21 protein-coding genes are annotated in these 24,068 nt (G+C 62.2%); 15 read left to right on the forward strand and 6 right to left on the reverse strand.

The annotated features are described in order from the left end of the window. Positions 1 to 7 precede the first annotated feature (7 nt). The 5 genes from PVZ78_RS11815 (at position 8) to ispG (ending at position 5,688) form a co-directional block, all read left to right on the forward strand. On the forward strand, positions 8 to 964 hold the full coding sequence (locus PVZ78_RS11815) for an SAM-dependent methyltransferase (RefSeq protein WP_273828724.1): 957 nt from the start codon (positions 8 to 10) through the stop codon (positions 962 to 964). 45 nt (positions 965 to 1,009) lie between these two features. Then, positions 1,010 to 2,185 carry a terpene synthase family protein gene (locus PVZ78_RS11820; protein ID WP_273828725.1) on the forward strand — a complete coding sequence of 392 codons (1,176 nt, stop codon included), beginning with the start codon at positions 1,010 to 1,012 and terminating at the stop codon, positions 2,183 to 2,185. Between the two features lie 121 nt (positions 2,186 to 2,306). Further along, a complete protein-coding gene (locus tag PVZ78_RS11825; RefSeq protein ID WP_273828726.1) occupies positions 2,307 to 3,341 on the forward strand; it encodes a Rieske 2Fe-2S domain-containing protein in 1,035 nt (344 codons plus the stop codon). Positions 3,342 to 3,440: 99 nt separating this feature from the next. Continuing rightward, on the forward strand, positions 3,441 to 4,370 hold the full coding sequence (gene ispH / locus PVZ78_RS11830; protein ID WP_041983887.1) for a 4-hydroxy-3-methylbut-2-enyl diphosphate reductase: 930 nt from the start codon (positions 3,441 to 3,443) through the stop codon (positions 4,368 to 4,370). A gap of 25 nt (positions 4,371 to 4,395) precedes the next feature. Further along, entirely contained in the window at positions 4,396 to 5,688 is a 1,293-nt protein-coding gene (ispG, locus tag PVZ78_RS11835; RefSeq protein WP_041983889.1) for a flavodoxin-dependent (E)-4-hydroxy-3-methylbut-2-enyl-diphosphate synthase, read from the forward strand. Between the two features lie 157 nt (positions 5,689 to 5,845). On the opposite strand, the gene PVZ78_RS11840 is transcribed toward ispG, so the two are convergent. The 5 genes from PVZ78_RS11840 to PVZ78_RS11860 form a co-directional block, all read right to left on the reverse strand. Continuing rightward, complete coding sequence (locus PVZ78_RS11840) at positions 5,846 to 6,280, reverse strand: nuclear transport factor 2 family protein (RefSeq protein WP_009043842.1); 435 nt, start codon at positions 6,278 to 6,280, stop codon at positions 5,846 to 5,848. A gap of 148 nt (positions 6,281 to 6,428) precedes the next feature. Further along, a complete protein-coding gene (locus PVZ78_RS11845; RefSeq protein ID WP_038632339.1) occupies positions 6,429 to 6,953 on the reverse strand; it encodes a cupin domain-containing protein in 525 nt (174 codons plus the stop codon). 106 nt (positions 6,954 to 7,059) lie between these two features. After that, entirely contained in the window at positions 7,060 to 8,946 is a 1,887-nt protein-coding gene (locus PVZ78_RS11850) for a GldG family protein (RefSeq protein ID WP_124303924.1), read from the reverse strand. Positions 8,947 to 8,956: 10 nt separating this feature from the next. Next, positions 8,957 to 9,691, reverse strand: a complete 735-nt coding sequence (locus tag PVZ78_RS11855) for an ABC transporter permease subunit (protein ID WP_009048982.1) — start codon at positions 9,689 to 9,691, stop codon at positions 8,957 to 8,959. Next, entirely contained in the window at positions 9,688 to 10,611 is a 924-nt protein-coding gene (locus tag PVZ78_RS11860; RefSeq protein WP_009048981.1) for an ABC transporter ATP-binding protein, read from the reverse strand. Before PVZ78_RS11860 ends, PVZ78_RS11855 begins: the two co-directional genes overlap by 4 nt. Before the next feature lie 334 nt (positions 10,612 to 10,945). Here PVZ78_RS11860 and PVZ78_RS11865 point away from each other — a divergent pair, with 334 nt between their 5' ends. Beyond that, on the forward strand, positions 10,946 to 11,992 hold the full coding sequence (locus tag PVZ78_RS11865) for a hypothetical protein (RefSeq protein WP_009048980.1): 1,047 nt from the start codon (positions 10,946 to 10,948) through the stop codon (positions 11,990 to 11,992). A gap of 56 nt (positions 11,993 to 12,048) precedes the next feature. Here the strand turns inward: PVZ78_RS11865 and PVZ78_RS11870 are convergent, their stop codons facing one another. Continuing rightward, complete coding sequence (locus PVZ78_RS11870) at positions 12,049 to 12,840, reverse strand: substrate-binding periplasmic protein (protein WP_009048979.1); 792 nt, start codon at positions 12,838 to 12,840, stop codon at positions 12,049 to 12,051. 778 nt (positions 12,841 to 13,618) lie between these two features. Between PVZ78_RS11870 and arnB the strand changes: the two genes are divergently transcribed. Genes arnB through PVZ78_RS11915 form a run of 9 tightly spaced genes read left to right on the forward strand, consistent with a single transcriptional unit; the run spans position 13,619 to position 24,054 of the window. Beyond that, complete coding sequence (arnB, locus tag PVZ78_RS11875; protein ID WP_009048978.1) at positions 13,619 to 14,767, forward strand: UDP-4-amino-4-deoxy-L-arabinose aminotransferase; 1,149 nt, start codon at positions 13,619 to 13,621, stop codon at positions 14,765 to 14,767. Next, positions 14,764 to 15,783: an undecaprenyl-phosphate 4-deoxy-4-formamido-L-arabinose transferase gene (gene arnC / locus PVZ78_RS11880; RefSeq protein WP_009048977.1), complete on the forward strand. Its 1,020-nt coding sequence runs from the start codon at positions 14,764 to 14,766 to the stop codon at positions 15,781 to 15,783. The genes arnB and arnC overlap by 4 nt, the downstream gene beginning before the upstream one ends. Continuing rightward, positions 15,780 to 17,786, forward strand: coding sequence for a bifunctional UDP-4-amino-4-deoxy-L-arabinose formyltransferase/UDP-glucuronic acid oxidase ArnA (gene arnA, locus PVZ78_RS11885; protein ID WP_273828727.1), 2,007 nt, complete (start codon positions 15,780 to 15,782; stop codon positions 17,784 to 17,786). Before arnC ends, arnA begins: the two co-directional genes overlap by 4 nt. Then, on the forward strand, positions 17,786 to 18,670 hold the full coding sequence (gene arnD, locus PVZ78_RS11890; protein ID WP_009048975.1) for a 4-deoxy-4-formamido-L-arabinose-phosphoundecaprenol deformylase: 885 nt from the start codon (positions 17,786 to 17,788) through the stop codon (positions 18,668 to 18,670). The genes arnA and arnD overlap by 1 nt, the downstream gene beginning before the upstream one ends. Then, positions 18,667 to 20,313, forward strand: coding sequence for a lipid IV(A) 4-amino-4-deoxy-L-arabinosyltransferase (gene arnT, locus PVZ78_RS11895; RefSeq protein ID WP_273828728.1), 1,647 nt, complete (start codon positions 18,667 to 18,669; stop codon positions 20,311 to 20,313). Before arnD ends, arnT begins: the two co-directional genes overlap by 4 nt. Next, positions 20,310 to 20,654 (forward strand): 4-amino-4-deoxy-L-arabinose-phosphoundecaprenol flippase subunit ArnE, encoded by a 345-nt coding sequence (gene arnE / locus PVZ78_RS11900; protein ID WP_016702924.1) that lies wholly within the window; start codon positions 20,310 to 20,312, stop codon positions 20,652 to 20,654. Before arnT ends, arnE begins: the two co-directional genes overlap by 4 nt. Then, a complete protein-coding gene (arnF, locus tag PVZ78_RS11905) occupies positions 20,651 to 21,064 on the forward strand; it encodes a 4-amino-4-deoxy-L-arabinose-phosphoundecaprenol flippase subunit ArnF (RefSeq protein ID WP_041983903.1) in 414 nt (137 codons plus the stop codon). The genes arnE and arnF overlap by 4 nt, the downstream gene beginning before the upstream one ends. Then, positions 21,061 to 22,434 carry a UDP-glucose dehydrogenase family protein gene (locus PVZ78_RS11910; protein WP_028683931.1) on the forward strand — a complete coding sequence of 458 codons (1,374 nt, stop codon included), beginning with the start codon at positions 21,061 to 21,063 and terminating at the stop codon, positions 22,432 to 22,434. The genes arnF and PVZ78_RS11910 overlap by 4 nt, the downstream gene beginning before the upstream one ends. Then, a complete protein-coding gene (locus tag PVZ78_RS11915; RefSeq protein WP_273828729.1) occupies positions 22,435 to 24,054 on the forward strand; it encodes an ArnT family glycosyltransferase in 1,620 nt (539 codons plus the stop codon). It abuts the gene before it with no gap. The last annotated feature ends 14 nt before the right edge of the window (positions 24,055 to 24,068 follow it).

A 24,068-nucleotide genomic window follows, 5' to 3' on the forward strand; every position in this document is an offset into this window, starting at 1 on the left:
GACAGCCATGAGCATTCAAGCCAGAGAGCCAGCCATCGCCGATGAAACCCGTCTGCCGTATCGCGTCATCCAGGGTTCCAGTGTCGATACCTATCAGGAAAAGGTCGTTTATACCTACGGAGACAGCCCCGAAGATTGGCGCAAGGCCATTGGCAACTACATCCTGTTCCAGTTCGGAGTCTATGACGATCCTCGCTCGACGCCGCCAATCAGCCTCGACGAATCGGGAATTCGTTATTTCGAGCGACAACTGAAACTGGCCGGCCTGGAAGAGCCCGATCGGCCGCCGCTCAGGCGCATTCTCGATATCGGCTGTGGCTGGGGCTACATCCTCAAGTACCTGGCCGAACGTTTCCCGGAATGCCAGCGCCTGGACGGGGTGAATGTCAGCCGGCGCCAGCTGGAGTGCTGCGCGAAGTTTCACGCCGAGCAAGGGCTGTCGGAGCGGATCGATCTCTACCTGTGCAATGCCAAGGACATCGAGTTGTTGCCCGATGCGGATGAGCCTTATGACCTGGTGATCATTCGCGGAGTGATCTCGCACTTCCCCGACGAACTGTACGAAACCGCCATGCGCGCCCTTGCCGGCCGGGTTCGCCAGGGCGGCAGCGTGATCATCTCGGACAACCTCTACAACACTCCGCCGCAAGCCTATACCTCCGATACCCCGGACGAGGTCGACCGGCTGGCCTGCAAGCACCGCAAGGCGCCGGGGTACTTTCGCGATGTGCTCGAACAGAGCGGTTTCACCCTCCATGACATGCGGGTCCTGCCGGCCAATATCGATGTCGCCCGCTGGCTGATGGACGCCAAGGCCAACATCGAAAACAAAGAGCTATTTCCCCATGGGGTCACGGGCGCGCTGGAGGAACTGCGGGTGTTGGCGGAGAACTGGTCGGTGGCGCTGCTCAAGAACAAGGTCTCGACCTATAGCGTGATCGTGAAAAAGCCATTTCCAGGATGAACCATTATTCAGGGCCCAGGGCCATTCACACTTCAGGAGAGCACCATGGCAATTATTACGCTGCCCGATATCTATTGTCCTTTTTCTCACATTCAGCACCCCAAGGCCGACCAGTTCGACCAATGCACGGCAGACTGGCTGCAACACTGGGAGCTCTATTGGGACGATCAACAGAGACAGAGAATGATTCGGCCTGGCTGGGGAGTATTGGCATCACTGGCCTACCCCAAAGGCACTGACGAATTGATTCAGATCGCATCCGACTGGATGGCGTGGGCCTTTGCCTGGGACGATGAGTGGTGCGATGAAAGCCCGGTTACAAAGAAGCCGGAGGACATGATCGTCGCATTCGCAAGAATGAACCGGGCATTGGAATGCCCGGAGTTCCCCGTCGCCCCGGATGACCGTTATGCCTTGTCCATGCAAGAACTGCGCATCCGCCTCGAGCAACACGCCACTCCCATTCAGGTGAATCGTGTGGTTGAAGCCCAAAAAGGCTATTTCATGATCGAAATGATCAAGGCGGCGTCCCTTTCGCCCGGCTTGAATGAGTCTACGTTCATGCGTCTGACGGGCGGCGGCGGGATGGTTTTTCCGAGCCTTACCCATGTTGTTGCCGGTATCGATATTAGCCAGGAAGAGTTTCTTGACCGCCGGATAGTGGCGATGACGGAAATGGCAGCCACTCTCGTGGTATGGGAAAACGAGTTTTTTTCCTACGCGAAAGAGAGTATGCGCGCCAGCCTCGACGAGCGTGGACACAACCTCATCGATGCCGTAAGGAGGGAGTTCAACTACACCGAGCGGCAAGCACTGGCATGGTTCAACGTGATGCACGACCGGATTATCGGTTTGTTTGTCCGCTTGCGCGAACAACTGCTTCAGGACGCCTCTGCCGAGGTCGAACAATATATTGAAGCGCTGATTCATTATCAGACAGGCGTCCTCGAGTGGCATCGAATGGATGAGCGCTATCGCATTCTGGGCCCCGGAGACCCCACGCCTTGTTACGAAGGTGGCCACAGTACCGACCAGTCACATGATCACAGCCTCGATCCGGTTCCCATACCGTCGATTCAATGGTGGTGGGACTACGACCCTGCTCGTCCTGCACCTGTCAAAAAGTTCCATCCCAATGATCATGTTGCAGCGGCCAGACAAGCTGGGCGTGAGTTCAACGCCCGTCAAGTGCCCTATGTCTACAAGCAACAGCGGGGCTGAACACATCGATCAAACAACGGCTGAGCAGAACTTGGAGCATCGGCAAGTCAAGGACTGAAGATGCATGCCCTCTGCAGATTGGCAGCCGTTGATATGCGGCCTGAAAAGCCTGGGAGTGCACATGAATCAGCGCCAATCCAGCGTCGACACACGTCAGCCATTGCCCTATGCCAATGGTTGGTTCGCGATATGTTTCAGCCATGAACTCAAGCAGGGAGCCGTTCTTGCGTTGCCGTTCATGGGCCAGGAGCTTGTGGTGTACCGCACTCGATCGGGGCAGGTGCGCACCGTCGATCCATATTGCCCACATCTCGGAGCGCATCTTGGGCATGGTGGCAAAGTCGAAGGCGAGAATCTGGTCTGCCCGTTTCATGGCTTGGCATTCAACCCCGAAGGCCATTGCATACGCACCGGAATCGGGCAAAAGCCGCCTTGTGCAAAATTGCCCCACAAGCAGGCACGTGAATCCAATGGCGTAGTACTGGTATGGAACAGTAGCGGCGGATACCCGCCTGACTGGGAAATACCGGAGCTCGACACCACCGGGTTCTCCCTTCCCGCCTATAGCCGCTACGACCTGGCCGGGTATGCCCAGGACATGATCGAAAATAGCGCGGATATGCTGCACTTTGCCTGGGTCCATGGGTTCACGGACGTCGCCATGTCCCACCAGACAGACAGCTCCAAGATGGAGCTCAATCTAAGTGCTCGCTGGCGCGGGGTGCCGTTACACATGCACGTTACAAGTCATGGCCTTGGATACGTACTTGTAAAAAGCCAAATGCCGCGCTTCGGGGTGCAAGTAAAGACCCGAGGGTTTGCCACTCAGACGCGCCCTTTGGAGTGGACATTCCGCTGGTCCGATATCGTTCGCGTTGCATACTTGGACAGGTTCCCGGCCATTCTGCGCAAGCCTGCGTATGCCCTTCTGATCAAGCTTGCACACCTCTGGTTCGTGCGAGTGGTCAGTGACGACTTTCCTATCTGGAACAACCGACGCTATGTGGCGGATCCGAAACTGATCGCTGGCGAGGGCGCATTGATGGCGTACCGACGTTGGGCGTCCCAGTTTTATCCCCACGAAGTCGAACCACAGTTAGATATCCGCGGAGCGGAACAGACTGCGCAAAAAATTTCTGCGAAATTGACCGAGTGACCTCATTCAATGCTTCCAGGGCTATGGGGTGGAATGAACGCCCGGCAAGTCTTCACGCCAGACCAACACTGTGCGGCAACAACCGACTGAGGGATCGCCATGAAAATCATCCTTGCCCAGCCCCGCGGTTTCTGCGCAGGCGTGGTGCGGGCGGTAGAGACTGTCGAGCAGGCACTCGAGCTGCAGGGTGCCCCGGTGTATGTGCGCCACGAGATCGTGCACAACCAGCATGTGGTCGATAGCCTGCGGCGCAAGGGTGCGCTGTTCGTCGAGGAACTGGATGAAGTACCGGCGAATGCGCTGGTCATTTTCAGCGCCCATGGCGTGGCCAGGGTCGTCGAAGACCAGGCCCGCCAACGCCATTTGCGGGTGCTGGACGCCACTTGTCCGCTGGTGAGCAAGGTGCACAACCAGGGCCGTCAGTACGCGGCCCGCGGCTATCGGTTGATTCTTATCGGCGAGCCCGGGCACCCGGAAGTGCTCGGCACCCTGGGGCAGATTCCGGCACAGGTGACGGTCTTGCTGACAGTGGCCCAGGTCGAGGCGCTCGAGTTTGCGGCCGATACACCACTGGCCTACATCACCCAGACCACCTTGAGCGTCGACGACACCCGTCAGGTCGTGGCAGCGCTCCGTCGGCGCTACCCGCAGATTGTCGGCCCCGACACCCGGGATATCTGTTACGCGGTACAGAACCGCCAGGTCGCCGTGCGGGCCTTGAGTGCCTGTGTCGACCTGGTGCTGGTGGTCGGCAGCCAGAAGAGCGCCAACTCCGTGACCCTGCGCGATATCGCCGGCGAAAGCGGCATTCCCAGCTACCTGATTGCCGATGGCCGCGCCTTGCGTCGCGAGTGGTTCGATCGGCGACCGACCGTCGGTATTACCGCCGGAGCCTCGACACCGGAGTCCATGATCGAGGATGTGCTGGCGGCCCTGGCACGCATCGCACCGCTGGATATCACGAGCCTGCCGGGGCCTGAAGAGCAGGTCCAGTTTCGTCTGCCGGCCGGGCTGATCGCCCGCCAGTGAGACGCCCTCCACAGGAGTCGAACCGATGAACACGCCCCTCGCCCGGCGCCAGACCCGACAGGTTGCCGTCGGCCCGGTCACCCTCGGCAGCGCCGGCCCGATCGTGGTCCAGGCCATGACCAACACCGACACCGCCGATGCCCAGGCAACGGCCCGGCAGGTCGAAGCCCTGGCGCTGGCCGGCGCCGAACTGGTGCGCATCACGGTCAATGGGCATGAGGCGGCGGCCCAGGTCGCGCGTATTCGCGAATTGCTGGACCGCCGCGATATCCAGGTGCCCCTGGTGGGCGACTTTCACTTCAACGGCCACCGTTTGCTGGCGGCCTACCCCGAGTGTGCCCAGGCCCTGGGCAAGTACCGGATCAACCCCGGTAACGTCGGCAAGGGCGCGCGGCGCGACGAGCAGTTCTGCAGCATGATCGAGGTCGCCTGTCGTTACGACAAACCGGTGCGCATTGGCGTCAACTGGGGCAGCCTCGACCCGGACCTGCTGGCGCGCATGATGGACGCCAATGCGGCGTTGCCCGAGCCGCTGCAAGCTGATGCGGTAATGCGCGAGGCCCTGGTGGTCTCGGCCCTGGACAACGCCCAGCGAGCCATCGAGGTGGGTTTGCCGGCGGAGCGTATCGTGCTGTCGGCGAAGGTCAGCCATGTCCAGGACCTGATTGCCGTCTATCGCAATCTCGCCGCCCGTTGCGACTTTCCGCTGCACCTGGGGCTGACCGAGGCTGGCATGGGCTCCAAGGGTATCGTGGCTTCGACGGCGGCCCTGGCGGTGCTGCTGCAGGAAGGCATCGGCGATACGCTGCGGATCTCCCTGACCCCGGAGCCCAACGGCGAGCGTACCCGCGAAGTACTGGTGGCCCAGCAGATCCTCCAGGTCATGGGGCTGCGGGCCTTCACCCCGACCGTGGTCGCCTGCCCCGGCTGCGGCCGCACCACCAGCAGCTTCTTCCAGGAACTGGCGCAACAGATCGAGCAGTTCCTCGCAGCGCGGATGCCGGTCTGGAAAACCCGTTTCGCCGGGGTCGAGCAAATGCACGTGGCCGTGATGGGCTGCGTGGTCAACGGCCCGGGCGAAAGCCGGCTGGCGGATATCGGGATTTCCCTGCCAGGGGCCGGCGAGCATCCTTCGGCACCGGTGTACATGGATGGCGAACGGGTCACGACCCTCAAGGGGCCGGGGATCGCCAGCGACTTCACCCGCTTGCTCGAGGCCTATGTCGAAGCCCGTTACGGCGGGCAGGAACAGGCGCGCCAACAGTTGCAGCACCTGTTGCAGAAAGACCCGGCAGAGCAGCAAATCCTGGTGCGCTAAAGGCTCCACCGACATCACCTGCCCAGCGCCACACCAAGGGCAAACGGCTGCTGGTGCCTGGAACCGAAAAGCTACGGCCTGTGAAACCCACGAAAAACGGGCGCCTGTCACGGCGCCCGGATCGTTGGCCTATGGCCGCCCTGCTCTCGCTCGCTGCTCAGCCAGACGCCTTGCTCGCCGCCAGATAGGGCGCCAGGCGGCGCGCCATTTCTTCTCCGAGGGCCTGCAGGCCGCTCATGGGACGGACCATCACCTCGAATTCGACGATCTTGCCGGCTTCGTCGAAGCGGATCAGGTCGATGCCCTTGATCTGCCTTTCGCCGACCCGCGCGCTGAACTCCAGCACCACGCTCAGGCCATCGGCGGTGACCAGTTGGCGGTGATAAGCGAAGTCGCTGAACACCTTGAACACGGTATTGAGGATGGTCGAAACCACCGGCGCGCCCGGATAAGGCGTATGGGCCATGGGCGAGCGGAATACCACTTTCGAATCCAGCAGTTCAGGCAAGGCGCCCAGGTCGCCCTGGGCAAGCATGGCGTGCCAGCGTTGCAGGGAGGCGGCAGCCTGGGGATGCAGTTTCAGATCGGACATGGTGTTCTCCTGTCACTGGTAAGGGTCGGACTGGGGAGCTGTGGTTCGCTTCGATGACCGAGCCACCATAAGCGCCGGGCGCCGCGCGCAACAATGATCGCAAGTGACACTTGACTGATCGCAATGAGCAATCCCCGTGGCGGCCTCTTCAGGCCTGGCAGAGTTGCTCGAACAGTCTGGCGTGCTGCGGGAAGCGTTCGCTGAGCCGATGCTTGCAGCCCAGTTGCATGTCCGCGTAGTCGAACCCGGGACATACCGCCTCACTGATCAGCCCATAACCCGCCGCGCCGGGCAGCAGCCGCGAGGCCTTCCATACGCCGCCGGGAACGTGCAACTGCAAGCATTGGCCGGCCAGGACATCGCTGCCCATCACCCGGGTTTGCAGGCGGCCGTCCGGGAACACCAGGCAGTATTCGAGGGCATCCCCGAGATGGAAGTAATGCAGGATGTCGGACTGGTTCAGATGAAAGTGACCGATGGGCGAATCCCCGGTCAGCAGGTAATAGATGGAGCTCATCAAGTAACGCTGCCCGCCCGCGCTGGCGAGCATCGGCCGCTGGTCCGTCTGGAAGGTCCGGCGGTAGTAGCCGCCTTCCGTGTGCGGTTCCAGGTTGAGGGCGCTGAGCAATTGTTGGGTGCTGCAAGCAGGCTTGGGCGGGAGCGGGTCAGTCATGGCGGGATCGCAGGTCAGGGAGTTGCTCCCAGCGTAGCAGCGCTTCGCCCTGGCGCCCTTGGCTGGCCCGACCTGCCGTACGAATGGCAGGTCGGGCCCTGGTCACTTACGCCCGCCGCGTGCCGGCTACCTTGCCGGCCGGTGCAGGCTTGCGCGACAGGGTCCTGGTCCGGCGCAGGTAACGTACGGCCCAGACCAGCAGCATGCCAAGGCTCAACAGCAGCGGAACCGCGGCGATGTTGAGCATCTTCAAGGTCCTGCCCAGCTCATCGATATCGGCGTTCAACTGGTATTGCACCTCGCGCAGTTCCTTGCGAATGCGGGTTTTCTCCTGCAGGAACTGGCGCACCGTCGCCTGCTGTTCGGTGCTGAGGCTCTCGCCCTTTTCCGACGAGCCCTGCAGCTGCTGCAGCTTGCCTTCGGTTTCCTCGAGACTTTCCTCAAGGGCGAAGCGTTTGGCGCGGAAGCTGTCTTCAGCCTGGCGGCGCAATTGCTCCACCACCACGAACGGACGGCTGTAGGGGCCGCGCGAGCGCAGGTTGTTCAGGGCATCCGAACCCGCGAGGTTGTCCAGGGTGTTGAGCACGAAGGAGGCGTTGTCGGCCCATGGCCGCGTTGCCGGGCGCCCGTTGATGTCCTGCATCTCCAGCCACATCCGGTCGCTCAACAGGTCGGTATCGGCCACCACCACCAGGTTGACCTGCTGCGCTTCCTTGAGGCCGTCCTTGCGCCCCTCGATGCCGTCGGCAAAGGCGGTCTTTACCGGCCCCTGCACTCGGGCAGCGACGATGTAGCGCTGGCTGGGCTGCTCCTGGTCACGCAACATTTGTTTGCGGTCGGCGGGCTTGTCGAAACGGTCCGCCTCGAAGGCCTTGGCCGAGTCGGAGCTGTACATCAGCGGGGTAAAGCGCGTACTGGCGCCGGCTACCGGTTCGAGGATGCCGACGGTGCTCAGGGCGATGAACTTCAGCCCGGCGGTACTCGGGTCCTGCTGGCTCAACGCGGCTTGCGGCACACCCAGGGTGAACGGCCGCGGCAGCGGACGCCCGTCCTCCTCGGAAGTCTCCATCAAGGCATAGAGGTTGTCCCCCAGGACCTTGCCCGGCTGCATATGAATGCCCCAGGCCTTGAACAATGGCTCGAGATTGGACGACTTGTCCTTGCTCTGGATGCCGAAGTACTCCTCGCCGGAGTCCTGTTCGCTGTAGGGATCGACGAAGGCCAGCAGCTTGCCGCCGCGCAGCACGAACTGGTCGATGGCGTACAGGGTCGGCTGCGAGAGTTTTTTCGGGTGCAGCAGCATCAGGATGTCGAGGTCTTTCGGAATGTCCTGGGTATCGGGCTTGAGCTGTTGCAGATCGAACTCCCGGCGCAGCTCCTGGATCAGCATCCACGGCTCGGTCTTGCTCTGCGTGCGGATATCGAAGCCACCGTTGGCCGGCAGGCTGCTCAGCAGGCCCAGGGTCGGGCGCTTGGGGTTGGCCAGGGCCTGCAGCAAGCGGCTGATGTCGTACTCGAGAAACTCCTCCTGGTCCGGCGCAAAGAACTCGATCGTCTGGGCGTTGTTCTGCTCATCGGTGCCGGCCAGGCCGAAATACACCGGCGCCCCGCCCTGCCCCAGCGGCACGGCCTGCAGGCCGAACTCGCTGGCCTTGTCCTCGTCCGCGGAAAACGGCAGCGGGTCGATGACATGCAGGCGGATCTTGCCGTCGGCCTCGCGCTCATAAACCTTGAGCAGTTCCTGGACGCGCTGGGCATAGCCACGCATCGGCACCAGCTCCTTCGAGCCGCTGTCGGAAAAGTAGAAATACAGGTCGAGCGGTTGTTTCAGCTCCGCGAGAATCTGCCGGGTGCCGGCGCTGATGGAGTAGAGCTTGTTCTGGGTCAGGTCGAGCCGGACACCGGTGAGCAGCAACCCGGTCGCCAGATTGAAGGCCAGGAACAGCAAGGCAATCAGCAACAGGCCGGAAGTGGAATACAGCATGCGTTTCATCGAATCGTCCTCACTCGGCTTTCTTCAGGTTGACCGTCACCACCGTGGCCATCAGCCAGGCGACGATCACGCTGAGGAAATACAGCGGATCGCGCAGGTCGATCAGCCCTTTGCTGATCGCGCCGAAATGCGTCAGCAGGCTCAGCGAGGCCAGCAAGTCCAACAGCCATTGCGGCGCCCACGGATTGATGGCATCCAGCACCAGGGAGAAACCGCAGGCAACGAACAGGAAACACACCGTGAAGGCGAGGATCAGGGCGATCACCTGGCTCTTGGCCATGGCCGACATGCAGGAGCCGATCGCCAGGTAGGTGCCGGCGAGCAACCAACTGCCCAGATAGCCGGTCAGGATCACGCCGTTGTCCGGGTTGCCCAGGTAATTCACGGTCAGCACCATGGGCAGGGTCAGCAGCAGGGTGAGGCCGGCGACGACCCAGGCGGCGAGGAACTTGCCGACCACCGCTTCGAAACAGCTCACCGGCAGGGTCATCAGCAATTCGATGCTGCCGGACTTGCGCTCCTCCGACCACAGGCGCATGGCCAGGGCCGGCAGCAGGAACAGATAAAGCCAGGGATGGACGTCGAAGAACGGCGCCAGGTCCGCCTGGTTGCGCTCGTAGAAACTGCCCAGGTAGAAGGTGAAGACGCCCGAGAGCACCAGGAAGATCTCGATGAACACGAAGGCCAGCGGCGTGGCGAAATAACTGCCCAGCTCGCGCTTGAAAATCACTGGTAACTGTCTCATGCCGATTCTCCCCGGGTCAGGGTCTGGAACACCTCATCGAGACGGCCCTGCTCCAGTTCCAGGCGCTTCATCTTCCAGCCACGCGCCGTCACCAGCGCGTTGACCTGCGGGAAAATCACTTCGCCAGGCCGCGCCAGCAGCGTCAGGCTGCCCTCGGCCGCGTTCTCCTCAACGCCCGCCACGCCCGGCAATACCACCAGGGCCAGCAGGTCCAGCGGCTCGTCGGCCTGCAAGGTCACCGCCTGGCGATAGCGCGAACTGCGTTCCAGCTCGTACGGCGTGCTGTCGGCCAGCAAGCGGCCATTGCTGATGATCAGGGCGCGGTTACAGACGGCCGATACTTCCTCGAGAATGTGGGTCGAGATGATCACGATCTTGTCCTGGCCCAGATCCTGGATCAGTTGGCGAACCAGTTGCTTCTGGTTCGGGTCGAGCCCGTCGGTGGGTTCGTCGAGAATCAGCACCCGCGGATCGTGGAGGATCGCCTGGCCCAGGCCGACCCGGCGGGTGAAGCCCTTGGACAGGGTCTCGATGGTCTGGCGGCGGACGTCGCCCAGTTCCAGCAGGTCGATCACCCGGTCCACCCGTTCGCGCTTCTGCGCGCCGCGATAGCCGCGAACACTGGCAATGAACTCGAGAAACCCCTGTACCGCCATGTCGCTGTAGCTGGGCGCGCCTTCCGGCAGGTAACCCATCTGCTGCTGGGCGTGACGGGTCTGGGTGCGGATGTCGAAGCCCATGATGCTCGCGGTGCCGGAGGTCGGCGCCAGAAAGCCGGTGAGCATTTTCATCGTGGTGGATTTACCTGCACCGTTTGGCCCAAGAATCCCCAGAACTTCTCCCGGGCCGATATGACAGGACAGGTCGTCGACCGCGACCTGTCCGGAAAAAGACTTGGTTAGTTTGGATATTTCAATCATGGCTTCCAGGTTCAGCAAGAGAAGTCTGAGGTGAACAGCTAAAGGCCATTCATATTCAGCGGGGGTTGAGATTGAGTAGTTGCAACAGGATCAATAGCTGTGTTGTGCCGGAATGGGCGCAATACAATACACGTTGATATTTTTAATGAGGGGATAAGGCCATATGAATAAGACCATTCAATAGAAATATAAGATTTATCTTACGCATTCGAAGTATTGCTCTTAACGCCAACCGACATTATTTCCTAGTATCCTACCGCTCATATTTTTACTTGAGTTTACTGGGTGACATATGCTCTTACGCACTATCTTCATCGAAAACAAAGAGCAGCAAATGCTGACAGCGGCTTTGCTCTGCAGTTTTTCTGTTCCAGAAGCAGGTCGAAACTTTCTCGCCTATAGCCTGAACGAAAGCATTGATGAGGATAATCTGCGCGTCTATATCGCCTTGTTATTCAACGAAGGGGGCAATTACTGCCTGGGCGCCCTGGACTCGGAAGAAGACGGACAACTGGCGATGCGCGTGTTCGGCCAGATCCTGCGCGAAGCCGCCACTGGCGAACGCCGTGAAAGCGATGTGCCCTACCATCTGCTGGACCTGAACAAACAACAGTTGCCTGCCGCCGCCGCGGCGCACCATCGACTCTTGAGCACCAAGAAGGAATGGGTCGCCAGGCTGCTGAGCTTCCAGGCTTCGGCTCAATTTGGCCCGGCGGTCGAACATTCACCCACCGTCATCGACGACCAGCAACTCGACGCCGCCCTGGCACAGCTCGACGAACAGCTGGACGACAGCGCTGAAGAACAGAAACACCACGAATCCACCGAGACGGCCGATGGCTGCGACGCGGAAAGCCCCCGGCCAGAGGCGCCTGCGGCCGAAATTCGCTACTCCGACGCCGGCCCCCTGCCGATGCCGGCCGAGCAGCAGAACCCGGGCGGCCTCCAGGATGACGATTGGCCTTTCCCGGGCACCGACCCCGAGCAGTTCCTGCAGGATGTCGAGGCCAGCCTGATGGAATTCTCCAGCATCGCCGACCGCCTCAAGCAGCAGAAACAGCACAGCCAGACACAACAACAGACCTTGAACTCCAGGGAGTCCCAACTGCAGGAGAAAGAGCGCCTGTTCGAACAGAAGGAAGAACAGTTACAACAATGGCAACGGCAACTTGATCAGGATCGGCAAGCCGACAGCGCACTACGCGCTCAACAAGAAGAGCGTCAGTGCGAACTGGATAAACGTGAAGAAGCACTGCAGCAAAAGACCAGGGAACTGGCGCAGCAATTCAAGAAGCTCAACCATGCCAAGGACCACTTCAACAACACCCTGAAAAACCTCAATGAGATCATTCGAGTCAATGAGGATGTGCTGTCCGAATAAATCTACCCTGGCTGCCAGGCAAACTTCGTTATTGCCAGAATTGGTGGACCACTCAATTACAAGCTGCCTGACTTTGTCGACTTTTCCATCGGATCGTTATTTAGATAACGGCCTTTGACTTTCTCGATATAACCGTCACGACGCATCGTTTCTATGGCTTTCGCGACATGGGTCACGACCTCGACGTCGCACACTTTGGAACAGGCGAGGTAAAGCTCATGGCCGACCATGGGCGGGCTCATCAACAGCGGCCGGCTGGAGACGCGCCTCCAGATATAGCGGCTTTCCTGGACCCCGTTGAACCAGGCGTCCACCCTGCCCTTCAACAGCAATTGCGCGGGGTTCTCGCCGATCTTGATGGCATAGATCTGTTCCGGGGCGAAGCCTTTGCTACGCAGGATTTCTTCCTGGGCGCTGCCCAGCCCCACGGCGATGGCCTTGAAACGTCGCCGGGCTTCTTCGAAGTTCGCCACTTTATGCTCGAGGCTGAAAAATGCCCGGTCCATCTGCATGATCGGGGCGATCCAGGTGTAGCGATGTTCCCGCTCGGGTGTGCGGCTGAGCGGCGCGATCAGGATGTTGTCCTTTTCGATGGCGTATTTCTGCGCCCGCGCCCACGGCAGGGTTCTGGGTTCACTGGCATACCCACTGTTTTTCAGCGCCTGCAAGACAATGTCGCCGACTATGCCGTGACGATCACCCTGATTGGCCATGGTCAGGGGCGGCGCGTCCGGAATAAGGAACTCGAGAGATTCGTGTGCCTCAAGCACAGGAACCGTTCCCAGGAATAGCGGCAGTAGCAATAAGCTGAAAAGAGAGATGCCTTTGGCTGATGTTCTGTCAATCACACAACGAGCCTCTTGTTGGCTTTTATCCGATATCGAGTGGTTGGTGGTCAGGGGGTGAATGGTAGAGCAGTGTCGTTGTCCGTGCCCTGCTTCTGCCGATTCGGACAGCGATAGCGTCGGTTTTTCCCCCTGTTTTTTGACTTCAGGCAAACGATCGAGCGCCGCTACAAGCCCGACGGAGTATATGACGGGAACGCTATGGCTTTATCACAGGTCGTATCGGTCGCCATGGTCGAGCGCCCCGAAGGTGTCAAGGCAGCCAGATAGAGCGTCCACGGATCGCTGGTGGGCAAACGGATGCTCCTTAGTTCAGGTGGTGTTTGAAAACAGTGGCGCCTGCAAAGGCAAAAAACGTCTCTCGGCCAAGCGACTTTCACCTGCGTCATCAGCGTAAAAAACACCGTTGGGATTGCTGTAACCGGGGTTTTCCCGGTCAACGAGTGGCGAAGTCTGAACACCGGCTGTCTAGGTGAAAGATAAACGCGCCGTTGGCCTTTTTTTCATGTTCGTTTCACATTTTTCCGCTTAACCTGAATCCATTCAGGGGCGCTGGGAGTCAGCCCGGTCATCTAATCGAAACAAAAGCTAACACATTGATATGGCTTTACTTTTACCTTGCATGGTCTTTACTGCAATCAGGCATGGATGACCACACCGACCTCACTTATGGACGCGCTTCAATGACCGAACCAAAAACGCCTTTTTTGAATGCCCCCCGCTGTAGCACAGGCGCTTTTTCTTCTTTCGATTGCTGAAATCCTTTTTCCCCGAGGTCTCAATGAGCCAGGTTTTCCTTCCTTTCTCGCGCCCGAGTATTGGCGATGAAGAGGTCGCCGCGGTCGAGCAGGTTCTACGTTCCGGCTGGATCACCACCGGACCGAAAAACCAGGAGCTCGAGCAGCAATTCGCCGCGCGGGTCGGCTGCAAGCACGCGGTGGCGCTGTCGTCGGCCACCGGCGGCATGCACATCACCTTGCTGGCCCTGGGCATCGGCCCCGGCGACGAGGTGATCACCCCCTCGCAGACCTGGGTTTCCACCGCCAACATGATCTGCCTGCTGGGGGCGACGCCGGTCTTCGTCGATGTCGACCCGCACACCCTGATGACCGACGCCGCCACGGTTGAAGCCGCGATCACCCCACGGACCAAGGCGATCATCCCGGTGCATTACGCCGGTGCCGCCTTCGACCTCGACCCGCTGTACGCCCTGGCCGAAAAACACGGGATCGCGGTGATCGAGGACGCCGCCCACGCCGCCGGCACCACCTACCGTGGCCGGCCCATCGGCGCCCGGGGCACGGCGATCTTTTCCTTCCATGCGATCAAGAACATGACCTGCGCCGAAGGCGCGATGTTCGTCAGCGATGACGAGGCCCTGGCCAACCGGGTGCGCATGCTCAAGTTCCATGGCCTGGGGGTCGACGCCTATGACCGCCTGACCCACGGGCGCAAGCCCCAGGCCGAGGTGATCGAACCCGGCTTCAAATACAACCTGGCGGATATCAATGCCGCCATCGCCCTGGTGCAGTTGCAGCGCCTGGACGCGATCAATCGCCGGCGCGAAGTCCTGGCCAACGCCTACCTTGAGCAACTGCGCGACCTGCCGGTGCAACCGCTGCACCTGCCGACGTATCCGCAGCAACATGCCTGGCACCTGTTCATCCTGCGCATCGACGCCGAGCGTTGCGGCATCGATCGCGACGGCTTCATGAAGGCCTTGCAGGAGCAGAACATCGGCAGCGGCATCCACTTCGTCGCCACTCACCTGCACAGCTATTACCGCCAGCGCTTCCCGGATGTGCGGCTACCCAACACCGAATGGAACTCGGCACGCCTGTGCTCGATTCCGCTGTTCCCCGACATGACCCTCGACGATGTCGAGCGGGTCGTCGGCGCCATCAAAACCTGTCTGGACCGAAACCTTTGAAACCTTATCCAATCCAGTTCGTGTCGATCGTCATTCCGGTCTACAACGAAGAACAGAGCCTGCCCGAACTGCTGCGCCGCACTGAAGCGGCCTGCCGCCAGCTCAAGCACGATTTCGAGATCGTCCTGGTCGATGACGGCAGCCGCGACGAATCAGCGCAGATCCTCGAGGACGCCGCCAGCCGCGAAGGCAGCCCGGTGGTGGCGGTGATCCTCAACCGCAACTACGGCCAGCATGCGGCGATCATGGCCGGCTTCGAGCAGTGCCGCGGCGACGTGGTCATCACCCTGGACGCCGACCTGCAGAACCCGCCGGAAGAAATCCCGCGCCTGGTGGCCCAGGCCGAGCTGGGCTACGACGTGGTCGGCACGGTGCGCAACAACCGCCAGGATTCCGCCTGGCGCCGCTGGCCGTCGAAGCTGATCAACCTGGCCGTGCAACGCTCCACCGGCGTGGCCATGAACGACTACGGCTGCATGCTGCGCGCCTACCGCCGCAGCGTGGTCGACGCCATGCTCGCCTGCCGCGAACGCAGCACCTTCATCCCGATCCTGGCCAACAGCTTCGCCCGCCACACCACCGAGGTGCTGGTGAACCACGCCGAGCGTGAACACGGCGATTCCAAGTACAGCCCGATGCGCCTGATCAACCTGATGTTCGACCTGATCACCTGCATGACCACCACGCCGCTGCGCTTGCTGAGCATTATCGGTTTCAGCATGGCCGGCCTCGGCGTGCTGTTCGCCCTGCTGCTGATTTTCCTGCGCCTGGTGTTCGGCGCCGAATGGGCCGGCGACGGTATGTTCGTGCTGTTCGCCATCCTGTTCGTGTTCACCGGTGGCCAGTTCATCGGCATGGGCCTGCTGGGCGAATACCTGGGCCGCATGTACAGCGATGTGCGCGCCCGCCCGCGCTTCTTCATTGAAAAAGTTCTGCGCAGCCAGCCTGCCGCCCCTGCTCCCGCTGTCACGGTCGACGGTCTAACTTCCACTCTCTCCGATCAGGTTTCGCCATGAGTCATAAAGCTGTTGTCTTCGCCTATCACGATATCGGCTGCGCAGGCATCGAAGCCCTGCTCAATGCAGGCTATGAAATCGGCGCGGTCTTCACCCATGCCGACGATCCGCAGGAAAACACCTTCTACGGCTCCGTGGCCCAGTTGTGCTCGCTCAAGGGCATCCCGGTGCATGCCCCGGAAGACGCCAACCACCCGCTGTGGATCGAGCGCATCGCCAAGCTGAAGCCTGACTACATCTTCTCCTTCTACTATCGCAACCTGCTCAGCGAAGCGCTGCTGGCCACCGCCAGCAAAGGCGCGTTCAACCTGCACGGTTCGCTGCTGCCGAGCTACCGTGGCCGCGCGCCGGCCAACTGGGTGCTGGTCAACGGCGAAAGCGAAACCGGCGTGACCCTGCACCGCATGGTCAAGCGCGCCGACGCCGGGGCGATCATTGCCCGGCAGCGGGTGGCCATCGAGCGCAGCGATACCGCGCTAAGCCTGCACGGCAAGCTGCGCGACGCCGCCACCAGCCTGCTGCGCGACACCCTGCCCGCCCTGGCGCAAGGCAAGGTCAGCGAAACCGCCCAGGACGAATCCAGGGCCAGCTACTTCGGTCGCCGCACCGCGGCCGACGGCAAGTTGCTGTGGAGCAAACCGGCCGAGCAACTGTTCAACCTGGTGCGCGCCGTGACCAAGCCTTACCCGGGCGCGTTCTGCGCCGTGGGCGAGCACAAGCTGATCGTCTGGAGCGCCGAAGTGGTCAAGGGCAACGAAGGCCAGGCCCCGGGCCGGGTGATCAGCGTCGACCCGCTGCGCATCGCCTGTGGCCAGGATTCGCTGCTGATCAACGCCGGCCAGCGTAACGACAACGGTCTGTATCTGAGCGGTCCGCAACTGGCCAACGAACTGGGCCTGGTGGATGGCTCGCTGCTGCGCGGCGCCGAATCCGGCCGTGCGCCGCGACGCACCCGGGTGCTGATCCTCGGCGTCAACGGTTTTATCGGCAACCACCTGTCCGAGCGCCTGCTGCGTGACGACAAGTACGAAGTCTACGGCCTGGATATCGGCTCCGACGCCATCGAGCGCCTGCGCAGCCATCCGCACTTCCACTTCGTCGAAGGCGACATCAGCATTCACTCCGAGTGGATCGAGTACCACATCAAGAAGTGCGACGTGGTCCTGCCGCTGGTGGCCATCGCCACCCCGATCGAATACACCCGCAACCCGCTGCGCGTGTTCGAGCTGGACTTCGAAGAGAACCTCAAGCTGGTCCGCTACTGCGTCAAATACAACAAGCGCGTGATCTTCCCGTCGACCTCCGAGGTCTACGGCATGTGCCAGGACCAGAACTTCGACGAAGACACCTCCAACCTGATCGTCGGCCCGATCAACAAGCAGCGCTGGATCTACTCGGTGTCCAAGCAGTTGCTGGACCGGGTGATCTGGGCCTACGGCAGCAAGGGCCTGAACTTCACCCTGTTCCGTCCGTTCAACTGGATGGGCCCGCGCCTGGACCGCCTGGACTCGGCGCGCATCGGCAGCTCCCGGGCCATCACCCAGCTGATCCTCAACCTGGTGGAAGGCACGCCGATCCGCCTGTTCGACGGTGGAGAGCAGAAACGCTGCTTCACCGACATCGCCGACGGCATCGAGGCCCTGGCGCGCATCGTCGACAACGAAAACGATGGGTGCAACGGCCAGATCATCAACATCGGCAACCCGGACAACGAAGCCAGCATCCGCCAGTTGGGCGAGGAGCTGCTGCGTCAGTTCGAAGCCCACCCGCTGCGTGGCAACTTCCCGCCGTTCGCCGGTTTCCGCGACGTCGAGAGCAAGTCGTTCTACGGCGCCGGCTACCAGGACGTGGAACACCGCAAACCAAGCATCGCCAACGCCAAGCGCCTGTTGAACTGGGAACCGACCGTCGAGATGAAGCAAACCATCGGCAACACGCTGGACTTCTTCCTGCGCGAAGCCATGCTCGAAATCGCGGAGTCCTCTAAAGAAGAAGCATGCTGATGCAGGCAGGTCTGCGAATCGATGTCGACACCTATCGCGGCACCCGTGAGGGGGTGCCGCGGTTGCTGGAACTGCTCGACGAGGCCGGGATCAAGGCCACCTTCTTCTTCAGCGTCGGCCCGGACAACATGGGGCGCCACCTGTGGCGCCTGATCCGTCCGCAATTTCTGTGGAAGATGCTGCGCTCCAACGCCGCCGGCCTGTATGGCTGGGACATCCTGCTGGCGGGCACCGCCTGGCCGGGCAAACCGATTGGCCGCGACCTCGGACACCTGATGCGTCAGGCCCGGGACGCCGGTCATGAAGTCGGCCTGCACGCCTGGGATCACCACGGCTGGCAGGCCAATGCCGGGCGCTGGAACCAGGCGCAGCTGATCGAGCAGATCCGCCAGGGCGTCGACACCCTCAATGACATTCTCGGCCAGCGCATCGACTGTTCGGCGGCCGCCGGCTGGCGCGCCGACGAGGCGGTGATCGCAGCCAAGCAGGGCTTCGGCTTTCGCTACAACAGCGACTGCCGCGGCACCTCGATCTTCCAGCCACGGCTGGCGGATGGCGGCCTGGGCGCCCCGCAGATTCCGGTCGACCTGCCGACCTTCGACGAAGTGGTCGGGCCGACCGTCGTGGCCCACGACTTCAACACATTCATCCTGGACCGGTTCAGCCCTGAGAGGCTCAACGTCTACACCATTCACGCCGAAGTCGAAGGGATTCTGATGGCCAACGATTTTCGTCAGCTACTGGCGCAAGCCCGCCAGCGCGACATTCATTTCAATACCCTGGGCAACCTATTGCCCACGTCCTTGCAGAGCCTGCCCCAGGGGCAGGTCATTCGTGGCGCCCTCGAAGGCCGCGAAGGCTGGCTGGGGGTACAAGGCGCATGACCAGACGCTGGGCCCTGCCTCTTCTACTGCTTGCCTTCGGCCTGTTCTACCTGCTGCCAATGGCCACCCACGGTTTGTGGATTCCCGATGAAACCCGCTATGCGCAGATCAGCCAGGAAATGCTCCTGACCGGCCACTGGGCATCGCCGCATTTCATGGGCATCCGTTATTTCGAGAAGCCGGCCGCCGGCTACTGGATGATCGCCCTCGGCCAGGCGGTGTTCGGCCAGAACCTGTTCGGCGTGCGCGTGGCTTCGGCCCTGAGCATGGGCCTCAGCGTGCTGCTCACCTACCTGCTGGCCAGGCGGCTGTGGAACGACCCGCGCAAGAGCCTGGTCTGCGCCCTGCTGTACATGAGCTTCTGCGTGGTGGTCGGCGCCGGTGGTTATGCCAACCTCGACCCGCAGTTCACCTTCTGGGTCAACCTGAGCCTGGTGGCCCTGTGGTTCGCCCTGGACAACCAGACGCTGCGCGGCCGCCTGCTGGCCTGGGCCGGCCTGGGCTTCGCCTGTGGCATGGGCTTCATGACCAAGGGTTTCCTCGCCTGGCTGCTGCCGGTGCTGATCGCCCTGCCCTACATGGCCTGGCAGAAACGCCTGCGCGAGCTGTTCATCTACGGCGGCGTAGCGGTGCTGGTGGCGATTGTCGTCAGCCTGCCGTGGGCCCTGGCGGTGCATGCCCAGGAAGCGGACTACTGGCGCTTCTTTTTCTGGCATGAACACATCCGTCGTTTTGCCGGGGAAGACGCCCAACACGCTTCGCCATGGTGGTACTACCTGCCGCTGCTGGTGGCGTTCAGCATGCCCTGGGTCCTGGTGCTGCCGGGCGCCTTGAAGCAGGCCTGGCAGGCCCGGCGCCAGGCGAGCATCGGTTTCCTGCTGCTGTGGCTGATCCTGCCGCTGGCGTTCTTCAGCCTGAGCAAGGGCAAGCTGCCGGCCTATATCCTGCCGTGCCTGCTGCCGCTGGCGCTGCTGATGGGCAATAGCCTGAGCGACCGGCTGCACGCCGGGCAGACCCGGATCATCCGCCTCAACGCGGTGCTCAACCTGGTGCTGGGCCTGTTGCTGCTGTTGGCGCTGGTGTATTTCCAGCTGAAGAAGCCGCTGTACAGCAACGAGCCCGGGCATCTGGTGCTGGTGTTCCTGGCCCTGCTTGGCTGGAACATGAGCAACCTGCTGCCGGCCTTCCGCCCGCTGCACCTGTGGGCCGCGCCGGCCCTTGGCAGCTGGCTGTTCATCGCCCTGCTGCCCGCCGGCCTGCCGAACTCGGTGGTCTACAACAAGATGCCGGATCAATTCATCATCGATCACGCCGAGGAACTCGCCCGGAGCCACACCCTGGTGAGCAACGACCTGGGCGCCGCCTCGGCCCTGGCCTGGCGCCTCAAGCGCCCGGATATCGCCTTGTACAACACGACAGGCGAAGTGAAATATGGCCTGGCCTATCCTGACACCCAGCATCGTTACATCGACCTGCGCAAGGTCGGCGAATGGATGCCTGCGGCCCGCAAGCTGGGCCAGGTGGCCGTGGTGATGCGTATCAATGGCGACGAACACTACGAAATCGATCTGTTGCCGCAGGATTTCAAACGTTATGACCAGGGCAATCTCGTGATCCTGATCTTCCCTCAGAGCCAACCATGAGCCTGTTGCTGCTGCTCGTCGCCTGCCTGCTGACCTGCCTGGGCCAGATCGCCCAGAAGTTCGCCGTGGAAAGCTGGCGCGGCCAGCCTTCGGGCGCGCTCGACAAACTGCGCTCGCCCTGGCTGTGGCTGGCCCTGGCCAGCCTTGGCCTGGGCTTGCTGGTGTGGCTGCTGGTGCTGCAACGGGTCGAGGTCGGCATTGCCTACCCGATGCTCAGCCTGAACTTCGTGCTGATCACCCTGATCGCCCGCTTCGTCTTCCATGAAGCCATCGACCGCCGCCACTGGCTGGGCGTGGCGCTGGTGCTCGCTGGCGTACTGCTGTTGAGTCGCCACGCATGAGCCGGGCTCTGGGCTTCACCTTCGCCATGGGCAGCGTGCTGCTGGTCAGCGCCGCGCAGTTGGGCATGCGCTGGAGCATGACCCGCCTGCCGGCGCCGGCGGACTGGCTGGCGGCGCTGTCCAGTGGCCAGGTCGACCTGCTGGCGCTGGGCGTGGTGCTGGCGGCAATCCTCGCCTATGTCCTGTCGATGCTCTGCTGGCTGGCGGCGCTGCGCGACCTGCCGCTGGGCCGGGCCTATTCCCTGCTGAGCATCAGCTACGCCCTGGTCTACTTGCTGGCCGCCGCGCTGCCGCTGTTCAACGAGCCGTTCAGTCTCTCGAAAACCCTGGGGGTGGCCCTGGTCATCCTCGGCGTCATTACCATCAACTCACGACCTGCTCCCGCGACAAGTCCCAGGAATACCCCATGAAAATCAGCGTATTTGGAAGTGGTTACGTCGGCCTCGTACAGGCTGCCGTGCTGGCCGAAGTCGGCCACGATGTCATCTGCATGGACATTGACGAGCACAAGGTCCAGCAGCTGCAACAGGGGCACGTCAGTATCTTCGAGCCCGGGCTGTCGAGCCTGGTGCGCGACAACCTGGAAAGCAAACGCCTGAGCTTCACCAGCGACGAAAAGCTCGCGGTGCAACATGGCCAGGTGCTGTTTATCGCGGTCGGCACGCCGTCCAGCGAGGATGGCTCGGCCGACCTGCGTTATGTGCTGTCGGTGGGTGACGCCGTGGCCCGGCACCGTGAGCAGCCGGTAATCCTGGTGGAGAAATCCACGGTGCCGGTGGGTACCGGCGACACCTTGAAAGCCCATATCGAAAAGGCCCTGGACGGGCGCGCCCTGCAGTTCGATATCGTCTCCAACCCGGAATTCCTCAAGGAAGGCTCGGCGGTTTCCGATTGCCGCCGCCCGGACCGGATCATCGTCGGTTGCGAGCGCGAAGAAGTCCGCGACGTGATGCGCGACCTGTACTCACCGTTCAACCGCAACCATGACCGCATCATGTTCATGGACCTGCGCAGCGCCGAGCTGACCAAGTACGCCGCCAACTGCATGCTGGCGACCAAGATCAGCTTCATCAACCAGATCGCCGAGCTGGCCGAACACCTGGGGGCCGACATCGAATCGGTGCGCCTGGGGATCGGCGCCGACTCGCGCATCGGCTACCACTTCATCTACCCGGGCTGCGGTTATGGCGGCTCGTGTTTCCCCAAGGACATGCGCGCGCTGATCCACAGCGCCGAGCAGGCCCATTGCTCCAGCGACCTTTTGCAAGCGGTGGAAGCCATCAATGAACGGCAGAAACACAAGCTGTTCGAGCGCATTAACGCCTTCTACCAGGGCGACCTGAAAGGCAAGACCTTCGCCCTCTGGGGCCTGGCCTTCAAGCCCAACACCGACGACATGCGCGATGCCCCCAGCCGGGTGCTGCTGGAGTCGCTGTGGGCCGCCGGCGCCAATGTGCGCGCCTTCGACCCGGAAGCCATGCAGGAAACCCAGCGCCTGTACCCCGACGAGCCGAAGCTGATGCTGATGGGCACCCCGGAATCGGTGCTCAACGACGCCGACGCGCTGATCATCTGCACCGAGTGGCAGCAGTTCAAGGCGCCGGACTTCCAGCTGCTGCAACAGCGCCTCAAGGCCCCGGTGATCTTCGACGGGCGCAACCTGTACGACGCCGAGCGCCTGGCCCGTGGCGGCTTCACCTACTTCCCGATCGGTCGCGGCGAGTCGCGCCAGCTGCCGATTCCTCACCGGCAATGGGCCGACGCCAGGGCCAAGGCCTGAATGCCCAGGGTCGGCAGCACGCCTTCCAGCACCCTGCATTGGCAAGCCTGGGGGCTGGGGCTGCTGGCCCTGCTGCTGTTCTGCGCCGGCGCCGGGCAAGTGACGGTGATCGGCTTCGATTCGCGCTTCGTGCTGTTCGCCAAGGAAATGCTGCGCCATGGACCGGGCTTCTTTCCCACCACCTACGGCCAACCCTACGCTGACTACTCCAGCGCCTCGACCCTGCTGATCGACCTGTTCGCCCTGGCCTCGGGCCGGGTCACGACCCTCGCGGCCTGGCTACCCACGGCCATCGCCGGGGCGCTGATCGTCAACCTCATGTACCGCCTGCTGGCGCCCAGTTCAAAAACCTGGGCCTTGACCAGCATCGCCCTGCTGTTGCTCAGCAGCACCTTCATCAGCGAAACCCGCGCCGTCTCCCTCGACCTGATGCTCGCGGCCATCGCCCTGGCGGTGTTCTACCTGGGGTATGCCCACGATCATTTCGCCGCGCCGCGCCGCCTGTGGCTGATCCTCGCGTTGCTGGTCGCGGGGTTCGCCATTCGTGGGCCGATCGGCCTGGTGATTCCCTGCGGCATGCTGTGCAGCTATTACCTGCTCGAAGGCCAGTGGCGGCGGATGTTCATCTTCGGTGGCTGCGCCCTGCTCCTGCTGCTGGCGTGCGTGGCGCTGTTGCTGGGGCTGGCCCGACTGAGCGGCGGCCCGGCCTTCATGCAGGAGGTGATCCGCATGCAGTTCACCGGGCGCATGGATGGCAGCGAAGGCAGCAGCGGCCCGTTCTATTACTTCAGCAGCTCCCTGGGCAACTATGCCCTGGCCTACCCGCTGGCGATCCTGACCTGGCTGGCAGTGTGGCTCGGCCCCCGCGAACAGCAGGACCGCGCGCGCAGGCTGCTGGTGCTGTGCAGCGCCGCGGCCCTGCTGGTGTTGATCGGCCTGTCGATTCCCCAGGCGAAAAAAGCCCGCTACCTGCTACCGATGTTGCCCATGCTGGCGATCGTCGCGGCTTATCCCTTCCACGATATCCAGGGTCGCGGCCTGGCCTGGCTGCGTCGGGGTATCCAGGGCCTGTGGCTGTTGACACCCGGATTGCTGATAGCGGCGTTGCTGGTGGCGCAGCGGCGCTTTGCCGAACCCTTGGCCGGCTTGACCCCTCTGCTGGTGTTGCTCGGCGTTTTTCAACTGGCGGCGCTGGGCCTGTTGCGCATGCCGCGCTGGCGGATTGGCGGCCTGGCCCTGGGCGCCGTGCTGGCCGTCTGGAGTGCCTATATCCTTGGGTTCGAGCCGCTGGCCCGCCAGCTCTACGACACCCGCACCTTCACCCTGGCCGCCTGGACGCTGATCGAGCAGGACCCGGCCCCGGTGGTGCTGCACCATATGGGCAAGGACGCCAAGGCCATCAAGTTCATGGTCCACCTCGACCAGGACCTGCAGCCACTGTTCACCGAACGCCCCGAGGCCCTTGCCGCCATCCCCGGCCCAGCCTGGGTGATCATGGATCAAAGTGACCTGGCGACGCTCAAGGCCACGCCCCTGGCGCGACTGGTACCGGTGCTCAGCGGGCGCTTCGACAAGAACGACTTCGTCATGCTGCACCTGCCGGCCACCCCCCAACCCTGAACGGTTGCCCCACC

The organism is Pseudomonas sp. SBT1-2, assembly GCF_028640875.1.
GTDB lineage: Bacteria > Pseudomonadota > Gammaproteobacteria > Pseudomonadales > Pseudomonadaceae > Aquipseudomonas > Aquipseudomonas chlororaphis_I.